The sequence below is a fragment of the Meishania litoralis genome, from assembly GCF_042611095.1.
Classification (GTDB): Bacteria; Bacteroidota; Bacteroidia; order Flavobacteriales; family Flavobacteriaceae; genus Meishania; species Meishania litoralis.
On the sequence record NZ_JBHFPV010000001.1, the window covers coordinates 340,539 to 362,994 of the forward strand.

At 41.9% G+C, this 22,456-nt stretch carries 19 protein-coding genes and 1 other RNA gene; 15 read left to right on the forward strand and 5 right to left on the reverse strand.

Features of this window, described 5'->3' with window-relative positions:
* Positions 1-56 precede the first annotated feature (56 nt).
* From ACEZ3G_RS01560 to ACEZ3G_RS01580, 5 genes are all read left to right on the forward strand, one after another.
* Positions 57-665 (forward strand): hypothetical protein, encoded by a 609-nt coding sequence (locus tag ACEZ3G_RS01560; RefSeq protein ID WP_432423723.1) that lies wholly within the window; start codon positions 57-59, stop codon positions 663-665.
* A 1-nt stretch (position 666) separates the two neighbouring features.
* A complete protein-coding gene (locus tag ACEZ3G_RS01565) occupies positions 667-960 on the forward strand; it encodes a winged helix-turn-helix domain-containing protein (RefSeq protein WP_432423724.1) in 294 nt (97 codons plus the stop codon).
* 49 nt (positions 961-1,009) lie between these two features.
* Positions 1,010-2,377 (forward strand): cell envelope integrity protein CreD, encoded by a 1,368-nt coding sequence (creD, locus tag ACEZ3G_RS01570; protein ID WP_432423725.1) that lies wholly within the window; start codon positions 1,010-1,012, stop codon positions 2,375-2,377.
* 210 nt (positions 2,378-2,587) lie between these two features.
* Positions 2,588-3,757, forward strand: coding sequence for a serine hydrolase domain-containing protein (locus ACEZ3G_RS01575; protein ID WP_432423726.1), 1,170 nt, complete (start codon positions 2,588-2,590; stop codon positions 3,755-3,757).
* A 195-nt stretch (positions 3,758-3,952) separates the two neighbouring features.
* The gene (locus ACEZ3G_RS01580; protein ID WP_432423727.1) at positions 3,953-5,074 is read left to right on the forward strand and encodes an Sb-PDE family phosphodiesterase; all 1,122 of its coding nucleotides are present in this window, start codon (positions 3,953-3,955) and stop codon (positions 5,072-5,074) included.
* On the opposite strand, the gene ACEZ3G_RS01585 is transcribed toward ACEZ3G_RS01580, so the two are convergent.
* Together ACEZ3G_RS01585 and ACEZ3G_RS01590 are read right to left on the reverse strand one after the other, a co-directional pair.
* Positions 5,071-9,234 carry a T9SS type B sorting domain-containing protein gene (locus ACEZ3G_RS01585; protein WP_432423728.1) on the reverse strand — a complete coding sequence of 1,388 codons (4,164 nt, stop codon included), beginning with the start codon at positions 9,232-9,234 and terminating at the stop codon, positions 5,071-5,073. The genes ACEZ3G_RS01580 and ACEZ3G_RS01585 overlap by 4 nt on opposite strands.
* 156 nt (positions 9,235-9,390) lie before the next feature.
* On the reverse strand, positions 9,391-10,605 hold the full coding sequence (locus ACEZ3G_RS01590; protein ID WP_432423729.1) for an NAD(P)-dependent oxidoreductase: 1,215 nt from the start codon (positions 10,603-10,605) through the stop codon (positions 9,391-9,393).
* A gap of 286 nt (positions 10,606-10,891) precedes the next feature.
* Here ACEZ3G_RS01590 and ssrA point away from each other — a divergent pair.
* From ssrA to hsdR, 10 genes are all read left to right on the forward strand, one after another.
* Positions 10,892-11,292, forward strand: a transfer-messenger RNA (tmRNA) gene (gene ssrA / locus ACEZ3G_RS01595).
* 347 nt (positions 11,293-11,639) lie between these two features.
* Positions 11,640-11,888 carry a GIY-YIG nuclease family protein gene (locus ACEZ3G_RS01600; protein WP_432423730.1) on the forward strand — a complete coding sequence of 83 codons (249 nt, stop codon included), beginning with the start codon at positions 11,640-11,642 and terminating at the stop codon, positions 11,886-11,888.
* 42 nt (positions 11,889-11,930) lie between these two features.
* Positions 11,931-12,221, forward strand: a complete 291-nt coding sequence (locus ACEZ3G_RS01605; protein ID WP_432423731.1) for a DUF2188 domain-containing protein — start codon at positions 11,931-11,933, stop codon at positions 12,219-12,221.
* 106 nt (positions 12,222-12,327) lie between these two features.
* Positions 12,328-13,452, forward strand: a complete 1,125-nt coding sequence (locus ACEZ3G_RS01610) for a class I SAM-dependent DNA methyltransferase (protein ID WP_432423732.1) — start codon at positions 12,328-12,330, stop codon at positions 13,450-13,452.
* An 11-nt stretch (positions 13,453-13,463) separates the two neighbouring features.
* Positions 13,464-13,784, forward strand: a complete 321-nt coding sequence (locus ACEZ3G_RS01615) for a hypothetical protein (protein WP_432423733.1) — start codon at positions 13,464-13,466, stop codon at positions 13,782-13,784.
* On the forward strand, positions 13,781-14,647 hold the full coding sequence (locus tag ACEZ3G_RS01620) for an ORF6N domain-containing protein (protein WP_432423734.1): 867 nt from the start codon (positions 13,781-13,783) through the stop codon (positions 14,645-14,647). The genes ACEZ3G_RS01615 and ACEZ3G_RS01620 overlap by 4 nt, the downstream gene beginning before the upstream one ends.
* Before the next feature lie 110 nt (positions 14,648-14,757).
* Positions 14,758-15,873 (forward strand): restriction endonuclease subunit S, encoded by a 1,116-nt coding sequence (locus ACEZ3G_RS01625; protein ID WP_432425131.1) that lies wholly within the window; start codon positions 14,758-14,760, stop codon positions 15,871-15,873.
* 42 nt (positions 15,874-15,915) lie between these two features.
* Positions 15,916-16,386 (forward strand): virulence RhuM family protein, encoded by a 471-nt coding sequence (locus tag ACEZ3G_RS01630; RefSeq protein ID WP_432423735.1) that lies wholly within the window; start codon positions 15,916-15,918, stop codon positions 16,384-16,386.
* Position 16,387: 1 nt separating this feature from the next.
* On the forward strand, positions 16,388-16,846 hold the full coding sequence (gene tnpA / locus ACEZ3G_RS01635; protein ID WP_432423736.1) for an IS200/IS605 family transposase: 459 nt from the start codon (positions 16,388-16,390) through the stop codon (positions 16,844-16,846).
* Positions 16,847-16,925: 79 nt separating this feature from the next.
* Positions 16,926-19,304: an EcoAI/FtnUII family type I restriction enzme subunit R gene (gene hsdR, locus ACEZ3G_RS01640; protein WP_432423737.1), complete on the forward strand. Its 2,379-nt coding sequence runs from the start codon at positions 16,926-16,928 to the stop codon at positions 19,302-19,304.
* A gap of 58 nt (positions 19,305-19,362) precedes the next feature.
* Here hsdR and ACEZ3G_RS01645 read toward each other — a convergent pair whose 3' ends face one another.
* The 3 genes from ACEZ3G_RS01645 to ACEZ3G_RS01655 all read right to left on the reverse strand — a co-directional run bounded on the left by ACEZ3G_RS01645 (position 19,363) and on the right by ACEZ3G_RS01655 (position 22,442).
* Positions 19,363-19,944, reverse strand: coding sequence for a hypothetical protein (locus tag ACEZ3G_RS01645; protein ID WP_432423738.1), 582 nt, complete (start codon positions 19,942-19,944; stop codon positions 19,363-19,365).
* Positions 19,945-20,094: 150 nt separating this feature from the next.
* Entirely contained in the window at positions 20,095-20,709 is a 615-nt protein-coding gene (locus ACEZ3G_RS01650) for a response regulator (RefSeq protein ID WP_432423739.1), read from the reverse strand.
* Complete coding sequence (locus ACEZ3G_RS01655; RefSeq protein ID WP_432423740.1) at positions 20,706-22,442, reverse strand: sensor histidine kinase; 1,737 nt, start codon at positions 22,440-22,442, stop codon at positions 20,706-20,708. Before ACEZ3G_RS01655 ends, ACEZ3G_RS01650 begins: the two co-directional genes overlap by 4 nt.
* Positions 22,443-22,456: the final 14 nt, after the last annotated feature.

Genomic DNA, 22,456 nt, shown 5'->3' on the forward strand with positions numbered 1-22,456 from the left:
TTTTTATTTGATGCGCCAAAAATAAAATTAACTTTGCATTTCAAAGTACTTTAAAAATGGATTCAAAAAAATATCTAGAAGATCTAACCCACATCAAGGATATGATGCGACGGTCTTCCCGTTTTTTATCTTTAAGTGGCCTTTCAGGTATTCTGGCCGGTCTTTACGCCATGGCCGGAGCTACCATTGCTTATATCTTTCTTTTTCCCCCGAAAGGTGAATACCTAACCCTGCACAGTTGGAATTTTAAGCTAAGTGTTGCATTATTATTGGTAATCGCATTACTCAGCATGCTTACGGCGTACTTGTTGACCACAAAAAAAGCAAGAAAGAACAACGAGAAAATATGGGATGAAACCACCAAACGGTTGCTCTTCCATTTCTTGGTGCCATTGATTACAGGTGGCCTCTATATTCTTATTAAACTGAACAGCCAGCATTACGGATTAACGGCTTCATTAATGCTTATTTTCTATGGATTGGCCTTGTTGAACGCCTCTAAATACACCTTGGGAAATGTGCAGTATTTGGGTGTGGCGGAAATCATATTAGGATTGGTCTGCGCCGTTTTTCCAGGTTATGGTTTTTGGTTTTGGGTCGTAGGTTTCGGAGTTTTGCACATCGTTTATGGAAGCCTGATCTACTGTAGGGAGGAAGCCACTTGATATGGGACTGATAGACAACATCAACAAAACATTCGACCATCGAATACGATTGGGCATAATGTCGGCCCTAATGGTAAACGACGATGTAGACTTTAATCGCTTAAAAGAATTGCTCGATGTAACCGATGGCAATCTTTCAAGCCATACCAAAACCCTGGAAAATGCCGAATATATAGCAATAGAAAAGTCATTTATCGGCCGTAAGCCAAATACCCGGTACCGGATGACCCGTAAAGGCCGTGAAGCCTTTAAAAAACATATTGAAGCGTTGGAAAACCTTTTGAAAAAACACTAATTTTTTTATCAATTTACTTTGTATTTCAAAGTACTTTAAATATTTTATTATGGAAAATAACATACAAAAAATCGGAAACTGGTTTAAAAATTCAATCTCGGTACGTATGGTCGTAGTAGGGTTCATACTATTGGTGTTGCTCATTCCGCTAAGCGCGGTCGAGAACCTTATCTTTGAACGGGGATTGCGACAGAACGAGGTCATACAGGAAATCAACCAAAAATGGGGCAACCACGTAATTCTATATGGTCCCATCATCAAAGTACCGTACAAGGCCTATAAAAAAGAACGCATCTTCGATGAACGGACAAAAACCTACATCACAAGTCTCGAAGAAGAGTTTCACCAGGCCTATTTTTTTCCTGAAAAACTCAATGCCGATGTGAACATAGACACAGAATCATTGGAAAGGGGTATCTATGAATCGGTGGTATACACTTCTGATGTAAACCTTGAGGGTGGCTATTCGGGGTTTGATTTTTCGCAACAGGAAATTTCCGAGAACGATATTTTATGGAACAAAGCGACCGTACTTTTTAAGACATCGAACCTGAAAGGGATCCGCAATGCGATTCAGATCGATCTTGGCCGGGAGCAACTTGCCCTAAAGCCACAATTCGATAATGGGCAGTTGAGCACCTTGGCCAGTGGCTTTATCAAAAATCCTTCAGTGCTACAACAAGGTCAAGTCGACTTTAGCCTTCAAATGAAAGTGAACGGAAGCGAGCGGTTGCAGTTTGTGCCGATAGGTCGCGAAACCCTCGTGCATATGGTATCCGATTGGCATTCGCCGAGTTTCAATGGCAATTTTTTGCCCGATGACAAATCAAAAAAAATAACGGCGAACGGCTTCGAGGCCCATTGGAAGGTTTTGGAAACCAATCGACAGTTCGGTCAACAATTTTTTGACCAATTGCCCGATCTGACCTCTTATGCTTTCGGCACCGACCTCATCATTCCCATAGACGATTATCAAAAAACGGAGCGCACCAGTAAATACGGACTAATGATCATTGGTCTTACCCTACTGGTCTTTTTAATGATCCAGATTATCAGTAAGATCAATATCCATCCTTTTCAATATTTGATGATCGGGCTGGCCTTGGTTTTGTTCTACACCTTGCTCCTGTCAATTTCAGAACATCTGAACTACCTGATCGCCTATATGATCTCGGGGGTATCGACTGTAGGATTGATTACCCTTTATTCCCGATCTATCCTTAAAAGCAAGAAATTCACTCTTTTCATCCTAATATCGATGTCCGCACTTTACGGCTTCATCTATGTGATCATTCAACTCGAAAATTATGCGCTTTTGGTAGGCAGTATCGGTCTTTTTATCATTCTGGCCATCATAATGTTCGCGTCCAAAAAAATCGATTGGTCCGGACAGCAAAGGTTGCACATGGCGAAATGACGATAACGTTCCGGTCAATCATCTTGACCGGGGCATTTTTGACCTTTGGCGCATGAAAACATATTTTTTGAATATTAATGATGTTGACGCGCCCAGCGAAGACCCTATTCAAATGAAGGAATGATCAAATGGTCTTGACCAAATAAGTTGAAATAGCGCTTCAAAATACCTATCTTTCAAAAATAGGAGAATCCAAAAAATTCATTCGCTATGAAAAATAGAGTGTTCCTATTCCTATTCGCTTTTCTGTTTGTCGCCTGTAACGCGTCGGATGATGGACCTTTTATCAAGGTTGATCCTGGTGTTGAAATTGGTACTGATCCAAAGGAACATAACCCAGATTCCCAGAATGGCAATGACAATACCGAAACTTCAAGTGAACTTCTCGAGGACATTACTGCGGGGTTTCAACAGTTAATGACAATCTACGGATTTCAAGGCGCCCAGGTCGCCATAACCAGAAATAATAGATTGGTCTATCTAAAGTCTTTCGGCAAAGCCGACATCGATGCCAACGTAGATGTCGATCAAAACTCCCTTTTTAGAATCGCGGGAGTTTCGAAACCGATTACATTGACCGCTATATCGAAACTTGTCGGTGAAGGTACGATAGAGCTAGACGACCTTGTTTTCGGTGAGGGTTCTTTATTGGGAACCAAATATGGCTCCCTTCCCTATGAAAGCGATGAACTAGCGATCACGTTAGCCCACTTGATCGAGCACAAAGGTGGTTTTAGCGATATTCCGTACGATGTCATGTTCGACGATGTTAGCTTGACCCACGCCGATCTAATATCGAAAGTACTCAACGAACGGTCTTTGTCGCGCAGACCGGGTACGGAATATGAATATTCGAATTTTGGATACTCGCTCTTGGGCCGAATCATAGAAGAAGTCACAGGAAAAAGCTACGCAGCTTATGTAAAAGAGGCTATTCTTACACCAATGGGCATCACATCAATGCAAATTGGCAACAATGTAAAAGAAGAGGCCCTTGAACATGAAGTGACTTATTATGCCGATTATGATTCGCCTTATACCATGAACGTCAACAGAATGGATTCGCACGGCGGATGGATCGCCTCTGCGAAAGATCTGGCCCTATTTGCGATGAAATCGGATACCGAAAATTCCGTTCCCGACATACTGGAACCCGGTGAGCGTTTGGACTATTTGGAAACCGGCAATTGGAACCATAACGGTGCCCTACCTGGAACTTTGAGCGTATTACAGGTCAGTTACCCAACATCATATGTCGTTTTGCTAAACAATAGTGCCCCCGACTTTCAACAAATCATACAGGCCATTCGTGACTTTATGAGAGAAAAAACGCAAAACAGGGCAGAATGGCCGAATATCGATATATTGGATAATCAATAGTCAAACTTTCTTGGGCACTATGCCCTTAACTAAAGTAACGGCGGATCAATTTGGTTTATGGAGGGAGAACTGCTGGCCAAGCATTGTTCTTTGCCAGACCAATTATCTAAAAGTTACCATTTCATAACGAAATCATATTGTTTTTGCTTAATTTGACAATGCATATTTGCGATAATTTTAAACAAACCGACCGACATGAAAAAATTGACCTTAATTTGTTTTGCCCTATTGGGACCTTACATTATCGATGCCCAAACACATTCGCACGCGGGGACAAGCGCATTGGTATATCCTGACATTCCTGGGTATAAGACATTGAAAACAGACTTTCATATACATTCGGTTTTTTCCGATGGTAATGTTTGGCCCACCATCAGGGTGCAAGAAGCGCTTCGCGAAAACCTCGATGCCATTTCGCTGACCGAACACTTGGAATACCAGCCCCACAAAGAAGATATTCCGCATCCTGATCGCAACCGCGCCTATCACTTGGCCATGGCGGAAGCAAAGGAACATGACCTGCTCATAGTACCCGGTTCTGAGATTACCCGATCGGAACCCGTGGGCCATAGCAATGCCGTTTTTATTTCGGATGCGAACAAGCTATTGCACGATAAACCTGAAAACGCTTTTGAAGCGGCCAATGAGCAAAAAGCCTTTGTCTTTTGGAACCATCCTGCCTGGCATCGCCAAAGTCCCACTGGTAACCCTATATTAAGTGATTTTCAAAAAGAACGCATCAAAAATGGAGAACTTCATGGTATCGAGGTCATCAACTCGGTCGATTATGCCGAGGAATCGCTTGCCCTTGCCCTAGAGCAAAACCTGACCATCATGGGTACAAGCGATGTACACGGACTCATTGATTGGGACTATACCGAGCATGGCAAACACCGGCCCATTACGCTGGTCTTTGGCAAAGAGAAAAGTTTGGCAAGTATACGCGAAGCCCTTTTCGCAGGACGCACCGTGGCAGTTTACAATTCACTGATGGTCGGCAGACCTGAATACCTGAAACCGCTATTGAAATCGTGCATGAAGATCAATTCGGCAGCATATTTGAAGGACACACAAGTTCTTTCCGTGGAAATCGAAAATGTTTCCAGTAGCGACCTTATTTTTGAAAATGCCATGTCATTCAATTTTTATAGCAATGCGCCGATATTTACCATTGGTGCCGGCCAAAAAAAGGTGCTGCAAATCAAAACTTTGGAATTGCTGAACAATGCAACCTTAAAACTCAAAGCATTGGGAGCCTATACGGCCCCCAAGGAACATCCCGTAATCGAATGGTCGGTCGCGATTGAAAAAGATTAGCGCTTTAGGGTAAAATGGCCGTTGAATCGAATGACCTCATTTGTGGATACATCGGTATAACCAGCTTTGAACCAATAATCGCTTTCGGGCATGGCGTTTCCATTGAAAATCCCGTCCCAACCAAGTTCTTGAGGATTCAATTGTCTTAACAATTTGCCATAACGATCGAATATATTGATATACGCATTGGTGATATTCGTTTGGTCATTCAACCCTTCAATGATCCAAAAATCATTGAATCCATCCGAGTTGGGCGTAAAGAACTTCATTGCATTTATGACCAAGAACGGCTCACTGGTCAATGTTGTGCCGCATCCGGTAGTACTCCTAATATAGGCGGTATGTAAACCTCCGGTTACATCCCGAAAAGTATTGGAGGTCTGATAGGGACCATTGGGGTCGTCCAAACTATATTCGAACAGACTGGTATCACCCGTAGAACTATCGGCGATAATTTTCACCATATTGGTAGTACTGCCATTGGCCCCGGCCATGGAAACCTCAACTTCGACGGTCGTCGGTAGAGCCGCATCGATTATCGTAAGGGTCACTGGCAGACGTACCGAACTTGTACAGCCCGAAACCATTTGAAGGGCCTCGGCATAATAGGTGTGTACCCCTGCATTGGTTTCCGCTGGCGTAAAACCGGTTCCTATGGCCAATAAATTACCATCTACGGCACTGTCGAACCAATTGACATCATCGCCCAATCCTCCTGCGGGCAATTCTACGGTCAACATTGGGTTGGGATCTCCGGGACAGGTTTGACCATCGGTCGGGTTGATCGGTGCATCGACCACCGGACAATTACATTCTGGAGAAGTCACGATAAAACTTTCGGTACAGGGGCCGTTCGTCACGGTAATCGTTACATCCGTTCCCGTCGGAATATCCGTAACGGTATTCCCGGTCAAATTACCCGCCGAAGCTGTTGCAATTCCCGTATTCACGGAAAAATCAACACTATAGGTCATTAAATCGGGGGCACAGGCCGTATTGTCGACCACCAGCACCGGTATTTCGAATATATCGACCCGAAACACGCTCTCATCGGTACAGCTGCCATTTGTCGATGATGTGGCAAAAATGTAAACATCCTGTGAAGTGGTCAATTGGTCGCCCGCGTTGAGCAAGGTACCGCTGCCGGCCGGACCTCCCGTATTCGAGTAATAGGCGTTACCCGGCGGCAAAGGGGGCAATTCATAGAAGCCACAGGCCTCAATAGGGGTGGCCATAACATGGGCCACGGGCAAGGCCGTTATTTCAAGGGTGACCGCCAAACGGTTCGTGCTAGTGCATCCAGAAACTTGCTGTCTCGCCTCTGCATAATACGTATAGGAACCGCTTGCCGTATCGGTCGGTGTGTACGAAAGGCCCGAGGCAATAGTCGTACCTCCGGTGGGTACCGTATACCAATCAATTTCATCACCCAAACCAGTGGTGGGCAGTTCGACCTGCAAGGCAGGATTGGGATCACCTTCGCATATCGCACCGTTTAGCGCATTGACCGGGTCTTCGACCGTTGGACAAGAGCAAACGGGCGAGGTTACGTTGAAGGTTCGAATGCAACCATTATTATCGACAGTCACCGTGATATCGGTTCCTGTCGGGATGCCCAAAATGGTGGTGCCCGAAATCGTTCCGGCGGTCGTATTGGTAACCGTTCCAGTGTTTATGGTGAAATCGACATCATAACTCAAAAGGTCAGGTGCGCAGGTCGTGAAATTTTCCGTAAAAGTGGGTAGCGCATTGACCGTAACCGTGTCGGTATAGGTGAACGGGGCAGTATAGGTAATGGTACATCCGGTAATGGCATCCTCCACGCTTACAACATCAAGGATTATATCGGTGGTTGCCGCAAGCACTGTTACACTGGCAGCTCCCGTGGCATCCAAAGTCAAGGGAATACCAGCGGCGGAATTCAAGCTGTACGTCACGATATCATTCGGATTTCCCACAAGGTCAAAGACAGCGTCCTCACCAGGACATATGGCATTCGAGACGGCCGTAACAGCGGTAAAAGTCGGATTCGGAATCAGTGTCAGAACACCCTGCGACTCTTCCTTGCAGAGATAATTGTCGGCCCAGTATTCCACCCGATAAACATTATTGTCATCGGCGAGGACCGGTATAAAGTTCAACGTATTGGATGTTTCGGCCAATGGGGCCCCAAAAGTAGTTCCGCCGTCGGTACTGACCGTCCACTCATACTGCATGACACCACCTCCACCGGCAGTGACGTCAACCATGAACTGGGCCGCATCGCCCAAACATATATTCACATCGGCGACCGCGGTGTTCAAGACCGGGGCAGTGCCTACAGATCTGATCAGATGGCCCACGGGTAAGGGTGTATAGCCATCGGTACCACTCGTCACCAATCCATTGGCATCGACCGTGGGCACTCCCGTACCTAGAACGCCATCTTTGTCATCGTCAGTGAATCCGGCCTCGGTGACATCACCACAACCATCATTGTCGGAATCCCAATCATAGCAATCGGCCAAGCCGTCACCATCATAGTCAAAATCGATGCGTATGTTGTCGTAATTACCGGCACCCTGATTTTTAGAAAGATCTTCAACATGCGAAATTCGTACGAGCAATAAATTACCTAGGGCAGGTGATGCCGGAGGTATGTTCGCCGTTAACTCAAAATCGGTCCAAAGTCCGTTAGGGGTCTCATGACCTTCTATCACGCGTGTTGCCAAGGGTGTGAACGTGCCACCGTTATCATACCCCAATTCCAAGGTCGTTTGCCCATCGTTGCGAAAAACATTGAGATAATCAAGTCCGTCCCCTACGGCGATGGTCAAAATATAATTTCCTTCTTCGATAGTCGGGTTTCTCACTGGGTCTGGTTGTTGAGTTATCGTACCTGTACCGTTGATATAGGCGAATTTTCCATTATCAGCGGGTAACGGTCCGTTGTTCACCCCGTCTGCATCGCTCAGGTAATTCGGTGCATAAAAGGTATTCGGTACAATGGTCTCCACAGAATTGGTAACGTTTGCGTAGTGCACGCCAATGGCATTGCCTCCCACACCCGAGGTCTGCAAATCCCAGAAATCGATGACACCGTCGGTATATTGCTCGATCGTATTCACTGTGGCAGGATTGTCGGCGATTGCAGTGGCCTCAAAGTCATATCCATTGCCTTGGCCCAAATTACAACCTTCGTCCACATCGAGAATGCCGTCGTTGTCACTGTCTTGATCAAGGGGTGTGACAGGATTTCCCGAAACCCCATCTATCACATAGGCATTGCCATCAAGTACCCCATCATTGTCAATATCATTGTTGCACCCAATTTCAGAGGCATCCAAAGTAGCCCAGCCTGCTTCTTGGCCATCATCACAACCATCACCGTCTGCATCCGTATCACTACAATTGTCAATGCCATCACTATCGGTATCAAGCATCAAATGAAAGTCATCATAATTACCTGCATAGCCATTTATGAAAGGCCCTGGATTAAAGACGTCTATCCCAGAGGTGTGCGATATTTGAATCAAGATTCCCTCTCCTAACGCAGGACTGGTAGCATCAATGGTGAACTGTATAGTGAATTGTGTCCAAATACCATCCGTCAAGGAAGTTGTTTGTGGTGTATCATTGGGGTTAATGGTCAATTCCGCATTTGGATCAGGTATGGGGGTGAAACTGGCTGCATCACTACCATATCCCATTTGAACAAATGTAGTTCCATCATTTCTATAGACATTGTAATTGGCGCCCTCTCCTGCCCAAAAGGTAAAAATATAACCACTTTCACTGTAAACGGCGTTTTGTGCATTCAATGTTAGGGTTTTAGTAACAGGTGTATAGGTATTGGTAGGTATGTCATGCAAAGCCTGCGTGTTTACATACAAAAATTGATTTCCGTCGGGAATTGCCGTGTAGTTCGCAGGTGAGGAAGGAAAATCATGCGTACCCCAACCATATCCACCATTATGCCCACTGGTAACCCACCCTTGTGGAATATTATTGTAAGGAACGGCATCTTCAAAGCTTTGACTGGGTATATAGATCTCACACTCATCAATATCCAAAATACCATCACCATCGGCATCTTGACAATGAACCGAAAGCGAGACCGATAACAAACAACCGAATAAGACGATTTGGTATTTTGGCAAAAAAACCAGCGCCTTTTTCAAAAAGTACGGTTTGGGGACCATAGACTTAAGTTTTATACAAACAAAAATAAGTACGTCGAATTACCTTACATTAAAAATTCGTTGTTCTTACCTATTTTTAGCCGAGATTGATTTTTCTATCGTTAAAACGACAGCTTGGCAAAAAAAGTATGTAATCTAAGAAGGTATTTCATCGACAAAAGCCTGCAGATAAGCGTATCGCGGGGTAAGCTTTCGGTTCTTGGTCATGCGCGCCCGTTGTAAGATCCCATCGGCATCACCGTCGAAAAATGCGGGAATCACATATTTTAGAAAAGCCTCACCGAAACCGATGCTCGCATCGCGCGGAAGCTCACAGGGCAAATTATCAACGGCCATAACGGCAATCGCGGACTTATTCTTGAAATTTACCTCTTTTTCGGTCTTCGGATCGTACCCATAAATAGGATCGGCAATGGTCGACGCGCGGATCGTACTCGCGACGGGCCCATCGATATCACAGCTGATATCGGCCACCACTTTGATCTTGAAATCAGGGTGCTTGGCATCCTCCCGTGTGTACAGATAGGGCGCCCCTTGTCCGTAAAAATGTCCGGCAATATAGAAATCGGTCACTTCGGCAAACCGAAAAAAATCGGACTTATATTCCTCGGGATGGGCAAAAAAGTTGGTCTTGTTACCCCGTACCCCGTCTTTTCGTTTGTTGTATTCCCCGGCATCTATTTGACAATAGACGGGTTCATTAAAATTCTCCTCCAAATATTCGGCCACGTTGACCCTGCGAAGGCCCATACCATCCAACATTTCGCGGGAGCCGTTCCCTACCCTGCCCCTACCGGTCAGCAAGATTTTAATATTCGGCAACTGTTTTTTTATTTTTTTGAGTTCACGTATCAATGCTTTTTGGTCTGGCAGGGCATTCGCCTTGGGTAGTTTGAATACATCGAATTTTAGTCCGTATGCCCGAAATCCGTTATAGGCGCCAACGATACCGGCATAGCGGCCAAAGGCGACCAAGCGCACTTCTTTTGAATTGGTAATGACCTCATGATCGTACAATTCGATATTTTTTTTCAAAATGGCCCGCAGCAAATCTCTGTTATAGGGCTGCTTTTTTATGGTATGCGAAAAGAAAAAATACTTTTTATCGGGTATGAGGGCGTCGATGGGCACTTCCTTTACCCCCAAAAGCACATCGCAGGTTTCCATAGCATCTTCAACAGGTATACCCAAATGTCGGTACGACGCGTCATCAAACGCCCTTATGGGCGAAGGCTCGACGATTATTTGTGCTTTCGAATGGTTCGAAAGGACTTTTTGGCAGGCTTCTGGTGACAATACTACCCTGCGATCAGGGGGATTCTTGCGTTCTCTAATGATTCCGAACTTCATATGGGCTTTGGTATAAATATTGCATAAATGTAAAGGGATTTGTAGCGGTGCGCAAACTTTTATTAGCTTTGCCAACCGCGTTAGGGATAGAGGCAGGTACCGCGTACCGCCGATAGCCCGACCCTTTGAAGTTTTACGAAAAAGGGGAACGCCAAGATCTTTGAAAAAAATCATGGGAGAATTGCACATTTGAGTTAGTCCCTTCGGCGCAGTTTATGCTGAGCATGGACGAAGTACTCAGGGTTCAATTCGTTTACGATTAGTATTGCTAATCTAACTCATTGAAGGGGCCGACTGGTTTTGACAGCGAGACCAATGGCAATGTAAGCATGTCGAGCGCTGGGGTACAGCTCGTTAATATCATACTTCACACTTTTAATTGGCGATAATAATTACGCTCTTGCCGCTTAATCTGAATTATAGTAAGATTTAGCCTCGTCTCCGCTAGGCGGAGAAGCGAGATGTTCCTGAATAGCCCTTGTTGACGGCGATTCATTTAGGAGCACCATAAAAGTCAACACAAGGGTATCAGTTCGCTTTGGCGGTACCTCTAAAACCTTAAGAAGCTAAGTGCACATTAGGCGGTTTCTGGTCAGGTGTGCATCGAAAACCAAGCAGATACTAAGCATGTAGAAAGCACTGACGTTGCTTGTTTGGACGAGGGTTCGAATCCCTCCGGCTCCACGACACTCAAGAAACCACGCCAAGGCGTGGTTTTGTTTTTATGAAATGTCAAAACGGAGTTTTGTAAGTGAATAAAATACAAAACTAGAAGCTTCTGCTTCGTGGTTTCTTATTTGCAACATTGGTTCGGAGGGAGGAACGAAGTTAATCCCTACGGCTCCACCTACGCCCTCCGAAGCCTCGTGCGAAGGGGAGCTTTTCAATTACCATTGGCTTACTCTCATCCAGACCATTTGAGTCTTGATCCGGGGAGCTACGGTGGACACCGGTCCACAATCTTCATTCCCCGAAGCTTTGAGCGAAGCGAAAAGCGAAGGAGAACCACTATCTTCCCTACAAACCAATCAATCATGACCCTTCCATACGCCGTCTACATTCTAAAATGTGCCAATGGTCAATATTATACCGGGTTTTCCGCGAATCTTTCGCAACGCCTTGAAGCCCATCAAAATGGCCAAGTACATTTTACCAAAGACAAATTACCTGTTGAACTGGTACATCTTTCATATTTTCGAAAAAAACAAAAAGCCCTTGTTTTCGGGCCGTATTTGAAGTCCGGTTCTGGAATTGCGTTCGGCAACCAAAGGTCAGTCGAATGAATCATCGAATACCCTTATCTTAGTAACCCATACACCCCTTCTATGTCAAACCAAAAATCTTGGCTGCGCACCCTAATAGAGCTTATCGAAGTCTTTTTCAACAGCGCACAACGCAACAAACGGGGCCGCACCTGGCACCAACATGTAGTGCCTTATGAAGACGGTTGGGCCGTGCGGCGCGAGGGCAACCAACGGATCACCAGCAAGCACCGTAAACAAATTACGACCATTGACAAGGCTAAACGCTTGGCCCGAAAATACAAGGCCGATGTTATCATTCACCGTGAAAACGGGGAGATTCGTGAGCGACTATCGTATGGCGATGACCGATAAAAACCCGAGCTGACCGATTATTTATAACGTCAGTTTTTTCTTCTATCAAGAATGTTTATTTTGGCTTGAACGTTGACTTTTCCCCGTTATTAATTCACATTGATCAATGAATTTTGAACAAACTTTTAAAAACATAGATGACCTGCTCTACAAAGATTCAGGAGCAGACAGCGAATTAGATTACATAGGACAAACCTCTTGGGTGATGTTCTTACGCTACTTGGACGAATTAGAACAAGACAAAGCAGACGAAGCAGAACTGCGTGGAGAAGATTACAACTTCATTTTGGATTCGGCATACCGTTGGCCAAATTGGGCAATGCCAAAAGGACCAGACGGAAAACTCGACCACCACAAAGCTATGACAGGACCCGATTTAGTTCAGTTTGTAGACAACAAGTTGTTTCCGTACTTGGCGGAATTCAAACAAAAAGCCGACAACCCAAAAACCATAGAATACAAGATTGGTGAAATCTTCTCTGAACTAAAAAACAAAATCCAAAGTGGTTACAACCTACGTGAGATTTTGGAATACGCTGACGAACTGCCTTTCCGTGCTTCAACTGACAAACATGAGTTGAGTCACTTGTACGAAAGCAAGATTAAAAACATGGGAAATGCAGGTCGAAATGGTGGACAATATTACACACCAAGACCGCTCATTCGTGCCATGATTAATGTTGTTGACCCACAAATTGGAGAAAAAATCTATGATGGTGCAGCAGGTTCTTGTGGTTTCTTATGCGAAGCATACGAGTATTTGTATGAGCGTATGGAGAAAACCACCGACAATCTGAAAACGCTGCAAGAAGAAACACTTTACGGAAAAGAGAAAAAAAACCTGGCGTATGTGATTGGAATCATGAACATGATACTTCATGGCATAGAAGCACCAAACTTGATTCACATGAATACGCTTGGCGAGAATATACGAGATATTCAAGAGAAAAATCGTTACCATGTGATTCTTGCCAACCCACCCTTTGGAGGGAAAGAACGAAAAGAAGTACAACAAAACTTTGACATAAAAACAGGAGAAACCGCTTCGCTGTTTTTACAGCACTTTATCAAAAGTTTAAAGACAGGCGGACGAGCCGCTATCGTTATCAAAAACACCTTTTTAAGTAATGCCGATAACGCTTCTATTTCATTGCGTAAGCACTTATTGGAAAGTTGTAACCTGCATACCATTTTAGACAGCCAGCAGGTACATTTACAGGTGCAGGTGTAAAAACAGTAGTCTTGTTCTTCCAAAAAGGCGAACCCACCAAAAACATTTGGTATTACCAATTAGATGCAGGTAGAAACATGGGAAAAACCAATCCTTTGAATGATACCGATATGGAAGAGTTTGTGGCAATGAGCAAAACACAAACGGAGACTGAAAAATCGTGGCTCTTTAATGTGAACGATTTAGACGAAAACACGCTCGACCTTTCGCCTAAAAACCCAAACACACCAGAAGAAGCACCATTGAGAAGTCCTAGAGAGATTTTGGAGGAAATGGAGAATCTTGACAAGGAAACGATTAAAATTATAAATCAGATTAAGGAGCTAATATGAGTAATTTAATTTTGATAGAAAATAGAATTTTTACGTTCCGAGGCGAACAAGTAATGCTTGATAGTGATTTGGCTGAAATGTACGAAGTGGAAGTAAAGAGATTAAATGAGCAGGTAAAAAGAAACATAGAGCGTTTTCCTAAAGAATTTAGATTTCAACTTTCTAACAATGAGAAAAATGAACTGGTCGCAAATTGCGACCGGTTTAAAAAATTAAAACATTCTAGCAACAACCCTTATGCATTTACCGAGCAGGGTGTAAGTATGCTTTCGGCTGTTTTGCGTAGTAAAGTGGCCATACAAGTAAGCATACAAATAATGAATGCTTTTGTACAAATGCGAAAAACCATTGGCAACCACCAGCAATTATTACAACTATCATCAGATTTTACACAACATAAACTAGAAACCAACCAAAAATTTGAGCAAGTTTTTAAAGCATTAGAAGCACCAAGCATAAAAGACAAACAAGGCATTTTCTTTAACGGACAAACCTACGATGCTTACGATTTTGTAAATGGGTTGATTAAAAAAGCAAAAAGCAGTATTGTGCTTATAGATAACTATATAGACGATACCGTAATTACCCAGCTCACCAAAAAACACAAAAACGTGGCGGTAACTTTATTAAGTAAAACCATTAGCAAAAAATTGCAGTTAGATATAGATAAGGCTAATACACAATACCCAACTTTTAAAACCATACCGTTTGCTAAAGCACATGACCGCTTTATAATAATTGATGAAACCGAAGTCTATCACATAGGTGCAAGCCTTAAAGACTTGGGTAAAAAATGGTTTGCGTTTTCTAAGTTGGAAACGGCTTCTGTTAGTATTATTAACCAAATTAAAGAGTTGATATGAGGGAAGGTTGGGAAATGAAAAAGTTGGGGGATATTTCCAAGATAATGTATGGTCATACAGCAAAAACAAAAAATGTTTAAAATGGAATTAGATATTTAAGAATAACTGATATTCAAGATGGAAATGTCGATTGGAGTACAGTTCCTACTTGTCCAAAATTAGATGATTTTCAAAAATATGAATTGAAGTATGGAGACATAGTTTTTGCTCGAACTGGAGCTACAACGGGTAAAAGTTATTTAATTAAATCTCCTCCTAAAGCAGTTTTTGCCTCCTATTTGATTAGAGTTCAAACAGAAATAGAAAAAATATTACCTGAATTTTTATATCTATTTTTTCAATCTGATTCATATTGGAAAGTTGTAGAAGCTGGAATATCTGGCAGTGCTCAAGGCGGTTTTAATGCTAAGAAGTTAGGCAATCTGCAAATCCCAATCCCAACTCTTCCCGAACAAAAACAAATCGTAGCCCTACTCGATAAAGCCTTTGCAGCCATAGACCAAGCCCAAGCCAATATTGAGAAAAACATTGAAAATGCGAAGGAGTTGTTTCAGTCTAAACTCAATGAAATTTTTAGCCACCCTTCGACAAGCTCAGGGCAAGATGGTGATGGTTGGGAGGAGAAGAGTTTGGGAGAGGTTTGTGAATTAAATCAAGGTTTGGCTATAAATGCAAAAACAAAACATTTACTTGTAGAGAAAAGTGATTTACCTTTATTAAGAATTAAAGATTTAAAAAACAATACAGAAGAGCAGTATGTTTCTGAAACAGGGTATCCTGAAAAATCAAAGGTAAATATTGGAGATTTAATTTATACAAGAACAGGCTCTTTAGGATTAGTTTTCAGAAACAGGCAAGGCATATTACATAACAACTCATTTAAAGTAGAACCAATTCCAGAACTTTCAAAAAATTACCTTTTTTGGTGGTTACAACATGAAGCTTTTACAAATATTATCATTGGTTTAGCTTCAAAAGCAGCACAGCCCGATATTACACATAAATTATTTAAAAAGCAGATAATAAATTATCCTTCCTTTGAGGAACAAGAAAGATTCTATGATATTATAGAAAATTTAAATTTAGAATTGAAAAACCTTGAAGAACACTACAACCAAAAACACGCAAACCTCGAAGAACTCAAAAAATCCATTTTACAGAAAGCATTTTCGGGTGAGTTGACAAAACAATTGATAATGGATAATGAAGAATTGATAATGAAATAAAGCAACTCCTGTAAAAATGGCACAAGTTGAATAAGTAAAAATATGAGCGAAATAGTTATATATAAATCCGATACCAATCAAATTGAAGTTTCAGTTCAGTTAGAAAAGGATACTGTTTGGCTCAATCTTAACCAAATAGCTACGTTATTTGATAGGGATAAATCCATTATTTCCAGACATTTAAACAACATTTTCAAAACCAAAGAATTACAAAGAAATTCAGTTGTTGCAAAAAACGCAACAACTGCTTCTGATGGTAAAACCTATCAAGTAGATTTTTTTAATCTCGATGCTATTTTATCTGTTGGCTACAGGGTAAATTCTAAGCAAGGTACTGCTTTTAGAATATGGGCAAATAGTGTTTTAAAACAATATTTAGTAGATGGTTATGCCATCAATGAAAAACGACTAGCACAAAAAGAGCAAGAAATACGAATGCCACAGCGTGGCAAAATACTAATAGCAGAAAATTACAACGTATCAAATTTAAGCTCCGGAGGAGCGAAATATTAAAATGGCAAATACCTATACACAATTATATTTTCATATTGTTTTTGCCGTAAAAGGTAGAGGTAATCTTATTGCCACAAAATGGAAATCGGAATTATACAAATACATTTCGGGAATAATCTCCAATAAAAATCAAAAACTAATGATTATCAATGGCATGCCAAATCATGTTCATTTATTGATTGGAACAAAACCAACATGTAATCTATCCGATTTAGTTAGAGATGTAAAAGCAAATTCATCAAAATGGATTAATGAGAAACAGCTTGTAAAAGGAAGATTTGAATGGCAAACCGGTTTTGGAGCATTTACGGTAAGCCAATCTGGAGTCAATGATGTTATAAACTATATTAAGAATCAAGAAAAACATCATAGCGTAAAAACATTTAAAGAAGAATATATTGATTTCCTAAAGGCTTATGAAATTGATTATAAATTGGATTATATTTTTACGGATAATTAATACCGCTCCTATGGAGCTTATAAAATAACATTATAATAGCTATTAATATCAAGCTCCTCTGGAGCTACAATGCAAACAAATGAACGAAGCACAAACCAAACACGATTTAATAGAACCTGCTTTGCGTGAGGCAGGTTGGGGTATTGTAGAAGGCAGTCGTTTGCGTTTGGAGTTTCCTATTACTAAAGGTCGTCTCATTGGTCAAAATAGACGCGCCACACCTTTGTTTGCAGATTATGTGTTGGAGTACAAAAACAGACGTATTGGAATTGTTGAAGCCAAAAAACGAGGTGACTATTACACACAAGGTTTAGAGCAAGCCAAAGATTATGCTGAACGTTTAAATATTAGGTTTACCTATTGTACCAATGGTTTGCAGGTTTACGGTGTGGACATGCAAGAAGGTACAGAAGGTGATGTATCAAAATATCCAACACCTGATGAACTTTGGGAAATGACCTACCCAACACCAAAAGAAGATTACAAAATTGAAATTGCCAATTGGAAAGAACGTTTGTTTGCCATTCCATTTGAAGACAGAGGCGGAACTTGGCAACCGAGATACTACCAACAAAATGCGATTGCCAAAGTTTTAGAAGCTATTTCAGAGAAAAAGGATAGAATCTTACTCACATTAGCCACAGGAACAGAAAAAACAGCCATAGCCTTTCAAATTGCTTGGAAGTTATTTCATGCCAAATGGAATTTAAGACGTGATGCAAGCAGAGCACCAAGAATTTTGTTTTTGGCAGACCGTAATATTTTAGCAGACCAAGCATTTAACTCGTTCAATGCGTTTGATGAAGATGCATTAGTTCGGATACGGCCTTCTGAAATAAAAAAGAAAGGTCGCATACCTAAAAACGGAAGTATCTTTTTTACCATTTTCCAAACCTTTATGAGCGGTCCTAATGATTCGCCATACTTTGGAGAATATCCAGCAGATTTTTTCGATTTTATAATCATTGACGAGTGCCATAGAGGTGGAGCCAATGACGAAAGTTCTTGGAGAGCCATTATGGACTACTTCTCGCCTGCTGTTCAATTGGGATTAACAGCTACACCAAAAAGAGATGTAAACGGAGATACTTACGACTATTTTGGTGACCCAGTTTACAGCTACAAACTGAAAGATGGAATCAATGACGGTTTTTTAACGCCTTTCAAAGTCAAAGAAATTGACACGACCATTGACGATTACACCTATACTTCTGATGATGAAGTGGAAGGCGAAATTGAAGAAGGACGAAAATATACAGAAGCCGATTTCAATAGAATTATTGAGATAAAAGCAAGAGAAGAATATCGAGTAAAACTCTTTATGGATTTGATCAATCAAAATCAGAAAACATTGGTTTTCTGTGCTACTCAAATTCATGCAGCAGCAGTTAGAGATTTAATAAATCAGTATGCAACAAGCAGGAATACGAACTACTGCCACAGAGTTACCGCAGATGACGGAAAAATTGGAGAGCAACATTTAAGAGACTTTCAAGACAACGAAAAGAGTATTCCAACCATTTTAACGACTTCTCAAAAATTGAGTACAGGAGTTGATGCACCTGAAATTAGAAACATTGTTTTGATGCGTCCTGTAAATTCAATGGTAGAGTTTAAACAAATAGTTGGTAGAGGAACTCGCCTTTTTGATGGCAAAGACTATTTCACAATTTTTGATTTTGTAAATGCTCACAATCATTTTCAAGACCCAGAATGGGATGGTGAGCCATTAGAACCTGAGCCACCAACACGCGGAGGAACACCAAGACCTTGTAATATTTGTGGTGAAAGACCATGCGTTTGTGAACGACCTGAACCAGAACCTTGTCCTGAATGTGATAATATTCCTTGTGTTTGTGAAACACCACCAAGGCAAATGATTAAGGTTAAGTTGTCGCACAATAAAGTGCGGGAAATTGATTCAATGATAAAAACGTCTTTTTGGAGTCCAACAGGAAAACCAATTTCGTCAGCGGAATTTATAGAACAACTGTTTGGCGACTTACCTGAATTCTTCAAAAGCGAAAGCGAATTACGCAAGATTTGGAGTTTGCCAAGTACAAGAAAAAAACTGTTGACTGAATTAAGCGAAAAAGGATATACAAATTCGAAATTGGAAGATTTGAGAAACTTGATACACGGAGAAGATAGCGACCTTTTTGATGTATTGAGTTATGTAGCTTATCACAAAGACCTTGTACCGAGATTAGAACGTGCAACAAGAGCAAAAATTCAGTTGAACGACTACAATCAGAAACAACAAGAGTTCTTGAATTTTGTATTGGAGCAGTATGTAAAAGAAGGCGTTAACGAATTGGATGATTCTAAACTTCCTGACTTATTGGAACTAAAATACAAAGCGATTGCAGATGCTAAGAGGGAATTAGGAGATATAAAGTCGATTAGAGAAACCTTTATCGGATTTCAAGAACATTTATATCAAGAAAGAGCAATCTAAGTGTCAAAAAAAAATAAAACCGACCTAAAATAGGTTCTCATTCCAAGCTCTAGAAGTGCTACTTGTTTCCAAATACAAGCTTTACCGAATGGAATCCTGTTCTAGATCTATCGAATTTACCGGTTACACTTCCCGAAATTGGCAGAACATCCCATGACAGACCACCTGTTTTGGAATCAGTTATGTAAAACCCTAACTCTATAGTGGTAGATTTTGGTTTCAAAATATTGCCGTCGTCATTGATGGTTTTTAAGGCTTCCGCAGCTTGAACGATAGCATCGCTCAATGCTTTGGAGAGTGAATCGGTAAAGCCTAATTCTTTAGCTTCTGCTTTTGGCTCAAAAACAAAAGTCATCTTTTTTGTTGCCTTCTTTTCCCTCTTTTTCCCGAAGGTGAATACCAATATTTTAATTGACCCATCATTAATTTTTTTATGCGTCGTTTCCAAAACAATTTCAACGGTCTTCAAATCAGGCAAATTAGATTCTTGAATGATTGCTTTGCTCTCATTAATAGATTTGTTTACTTCAGAAATTACTTCACCTGCGGTGATTACTTTCGATTGTGCCTGACCCATCTCTAAACTAAAAAGTGTTACCAAAAAACAAATGGATAAATTAATCTGCTGTACAATTTTCATGTCAATAATATTTTACTAAAAATAAATAGAGATTTTTTATCAAACCATCCCCACAAATAGGTATTTTTAACTAAATACTTGAAAATAAAAGGTTTGCAAACTAAAAATGGAGCCTAGCTCCATTGTGTATTTTAAAAATTGAAGTGTTTACTAAAACTCATACTTTTTCTCCAACGCATACCGAAGCAACTCCCCCGCCCCACTCAACCCCAGTTTACGGATCATGTTCTTGCGGTGTGTATCGACGGTGCTTTTACCGATAAAGAGTTCATCAGCGATTTCATGCGAGGTCTTGCCGCGCGCGATCAACAACAGTATTTCGCGCTCACGCGAAGAGAGCACACTTTTGGATCGGTTCTTTTCGCCCGTGGGCAAATGGATCTTTTTGTCGAAATAGGTCTTGCCCCCGGCCACCGTTCTGATGGCTTCTAACACCACCTGCAACGATGAGTTTTTGAGAATATAGCCTACCGCACCGGCATCAAGCATTTGGCGTACAGCCTCTTCTTGGTCGAACATGGTAAAGGCAATAACCTTAGTATTCGGGTATTCTTTTTGAATGATCTTGGTAGCCTCAATGCCATCGACCTTGGGCATTCGTATGTCACAGAGTACGATGTTCGGAGGCCGCTTGGCGATCATGGCCAACAACTGTTGCCCGTCATTGGCATGCCCCACGATCGTGATATCGTCTTCGTACTCAAGATACGATTGGATCCCATCGATCAGGGCTTGGTGGTCTTCGGCGATGGTTACGGTGATCATACGGGTATATCGATTAAGATTGAGGTGCCCTTGCCCGGTACGCTATCGACCGTAAAGCTACCTTCTAAATGTTCGATGCGTTTTTCGATGGTACCAAGGCCCATGCCATGATCGTTGCGACGCACGGCCGACATATCGAAGCCCTTGCCGTTGTCTTCGACAATGATGTTCAAACTATCTTCGTGTTGGGTGAATTGGATATTGGCCCGAGTGGCCTTGGCATGTTTGATGATGTTTGCCACCAGTTCTTGCAGGATCCGAAAAAGGGTCAGCTCGAGGGAGTTTTCCATACGGTCTGAAAGTCCGAAATCTTCTACGGTAACTTGCAGCGCATTGGTTTCATTGATGGTCTTGGCCATTTTCTGTACGGCGGGCAGCAGCCCCTGGTTGGCCATCACCCCTGAGTTCTTGGCATGGGCCATACCGCGGATCTTTTGGTAGGCTTTCTCGAGCAGGTCTTGCGCCTTTTTCATGGCGGGGTCTTTTTCATCGACCTTCACGTTGTCAAAATGCAGTTTTACGGTGGCCATCAAACTGCCCAGGTCGTCGTGCAGTTCGTTCGCGACCTTTTGGCGTTCCTTTTCCTGCCCCGCTATCATGGCGTCGATACTCACAAGTTCTTGTTCTTTGAGCAGGGTCGCTACTTTTTGCTGTTCGAGCAGGGCCGTTTGCTCGGCCAATTGGCGTTTTCTGGTGGCGTTTTTTTGAAGAAAGACCGCAGTAGTTGTTCCGATTGCTAAAAGGGCCAATGCCATTATCAAATAGTTTTGGTTGGTTTTTCGACGGTTGTCCAATTGCAGTTTATCGAGTTTCAATTTTTCGGTCTCGTTTTCTACCGATAAAAGGGCCGTTTCCAAGGTATTGTTCTTTGCGCCCATTTTATATTCCAGTTCCACCGAGCTGTTCAAATAATAATAGGCCGAATCGAACTCTTTTTTTGCATCCAGGATCCATGCCTTAAGTCGATGGTCATAGAATTGGCCCCTTAGGCCCGTGGACCATTCTTCGGAGAGTCTTAAATAAAATTCAGCGTTTTGCAGATTTCCACCTAATAGATAATTATGCGAAAGCTGCCAATATAACGTACTCTTTAAATTATTCAAATGCGGTTTATCGCAATAGTCCAAAGCATTCTTGAACCAAGTCGTCGCCTCACCGTACGCATCGCCCAATTTAAACTGGGCCCCTTTCTCATATGCGTAATATGGAAAATAGGGGTGCGTTCTCGGCAAGTGCTCGAAATACATGTCCAGCTTTTCCATTTTTTTTGCATATCCTTCGTCAACGGTCAAATCTTCATTTTCCTTTGAGGAAAAGACCACATCAAAATAGGCCAAAATGATTTCATCATCCCTACTGTCTATCAAATCTCTAAATTGATTGAGATATATTTCAAATTGACGACTTCCGATAAAAATTTCTTTGCGAAGCAGTTGAAGGATACTAATAATACAAAATTTGGTAAGTTCTTTGTTACCAATGGTATTCGAAATGTTCAGGGCACGTGAAAAGGCTTCATATGATTTTATGGAGGAATAATTTTCTTTTAATAGCTCATTATGCCCAATGATCAAATGTGTAATCGTGCTGTCAATTGAAGAAGTTTTCGGTAAACCTTGATCAAAGTGTTGAGACTCTTGAAACTGCACTATTTTCAAAAGTACCTCAATAGGGTTCGAAAGTTCTTCGTCTCGTTGAATTTCGATTTTATGGGAAGCGCATTCGTAATCCATCACTTTAAGGCAAC

Coding starts and splice junctions, on each gene's coding strand:
- ACEZ3G_RS01560 (WP_432423723.1), top strand. CDS start 57: ATGGATTCAAAAAAATATCTAGAAGATCTAACCCACATCAAGGATATG.
- ACEZ3G_RS01565 (WP_432423724.1), top strand. CDS start 667: ATGGGACTGATAGACAACATCAACAAAACATTCGACCATCGAATACGA.
- creD (WP_432423725.1), top strand. CDS start 1,010: ATGGAAAATAACATACAAAAAATCGGAAACTGGTTTAAAAATTCAATC.
- ACEZ3G_RS01575 (WP_432423726.1), top strand. CDS start 2,588: ATGAAAAATAGAGTGTTCCTATTCCTATTCGCTTTTCTGTTTGTCGCC.
- ACEZ3G_RS01580 (WP_432423727.1), top strand. CDS start 3,953: ATGAAAAAATTGACCTTAATTTGTTTTGCCCTATTGGGACCTTACATT.
- ACEZ3G_RS01590 (WP_432423729.1), bottom strand. CDS start 10,605: ATGAAGTTCGGAATCATTAGAGAACGCAAGAATCCCCCTGATCGCAGG.
- ACEZ3G_RS01600 (WP_432423730.1), top strand. CDS start 11,640: ATGACCCTTCCATACGCCGTCTACATTCTAAAATGTGCCAATGGTCAA.
- ACEZ3G_RS01605 (WP_432423731.1), top strand. CDS start 11,931: ATGTCAAACCAAAAATCTTGGCTGCGCACCCTAATAGAGCTTATCGAA.
- ACEZ3G_RS01610 (WP_432423732.1), top strand. CDS start 12,328: ATGAATTTTGAACAAACTTTTAAAAACATAGATGACCTGCTCTACAAA.
- ACEZ3G_RS01620 (WP_432423734.1), top strand. CDS start 13,781: ATGAGTAATTTAATTTTGATAGAAAATAGAATTTTTACGTTCCGAGGC.
- ACEZ3G_RS01630 (WP_432423735.1), top strand. CDS start 15,916: ATGAGCGAAATAGTTATATATAAATCCGATACCAATCAAATTGAAGTT.
- tnpA (WP_432423736.1), top strand. CDS start 16,388: ATGGCAAATACCTATACACAATTATATTTTCATATTGTTTTTGCCGTA.
- hsdR (WP_432423737.1), top strand. CDS start 16,926: ATGAACGAAGCACAAACCAAACACGATTTAATAGAACCTGCTTTGCGT.
- ACEZ3G_RS01645 (WP_432423738.1), bottom strand. CDS start 19,944: ATGAAAATTGTACAGCAGATTAATTTATCCATTTGTTTTTTGGTAACA.
- ACEZ3G_RS01650 (WP_432423739.1), bottom strand. CDS start 20,709: ATGATCACCGTAACCATCGCCGAAGACCACCAAGCCCTGATCGATGGG.
- ACEZ3G_RS01655 (WP_432423740.1), bottom strand. CDS start 22,442: ATGGATTACGAATGCGCTTCCCATAAAATCGAAATTCAACGAGACGAA.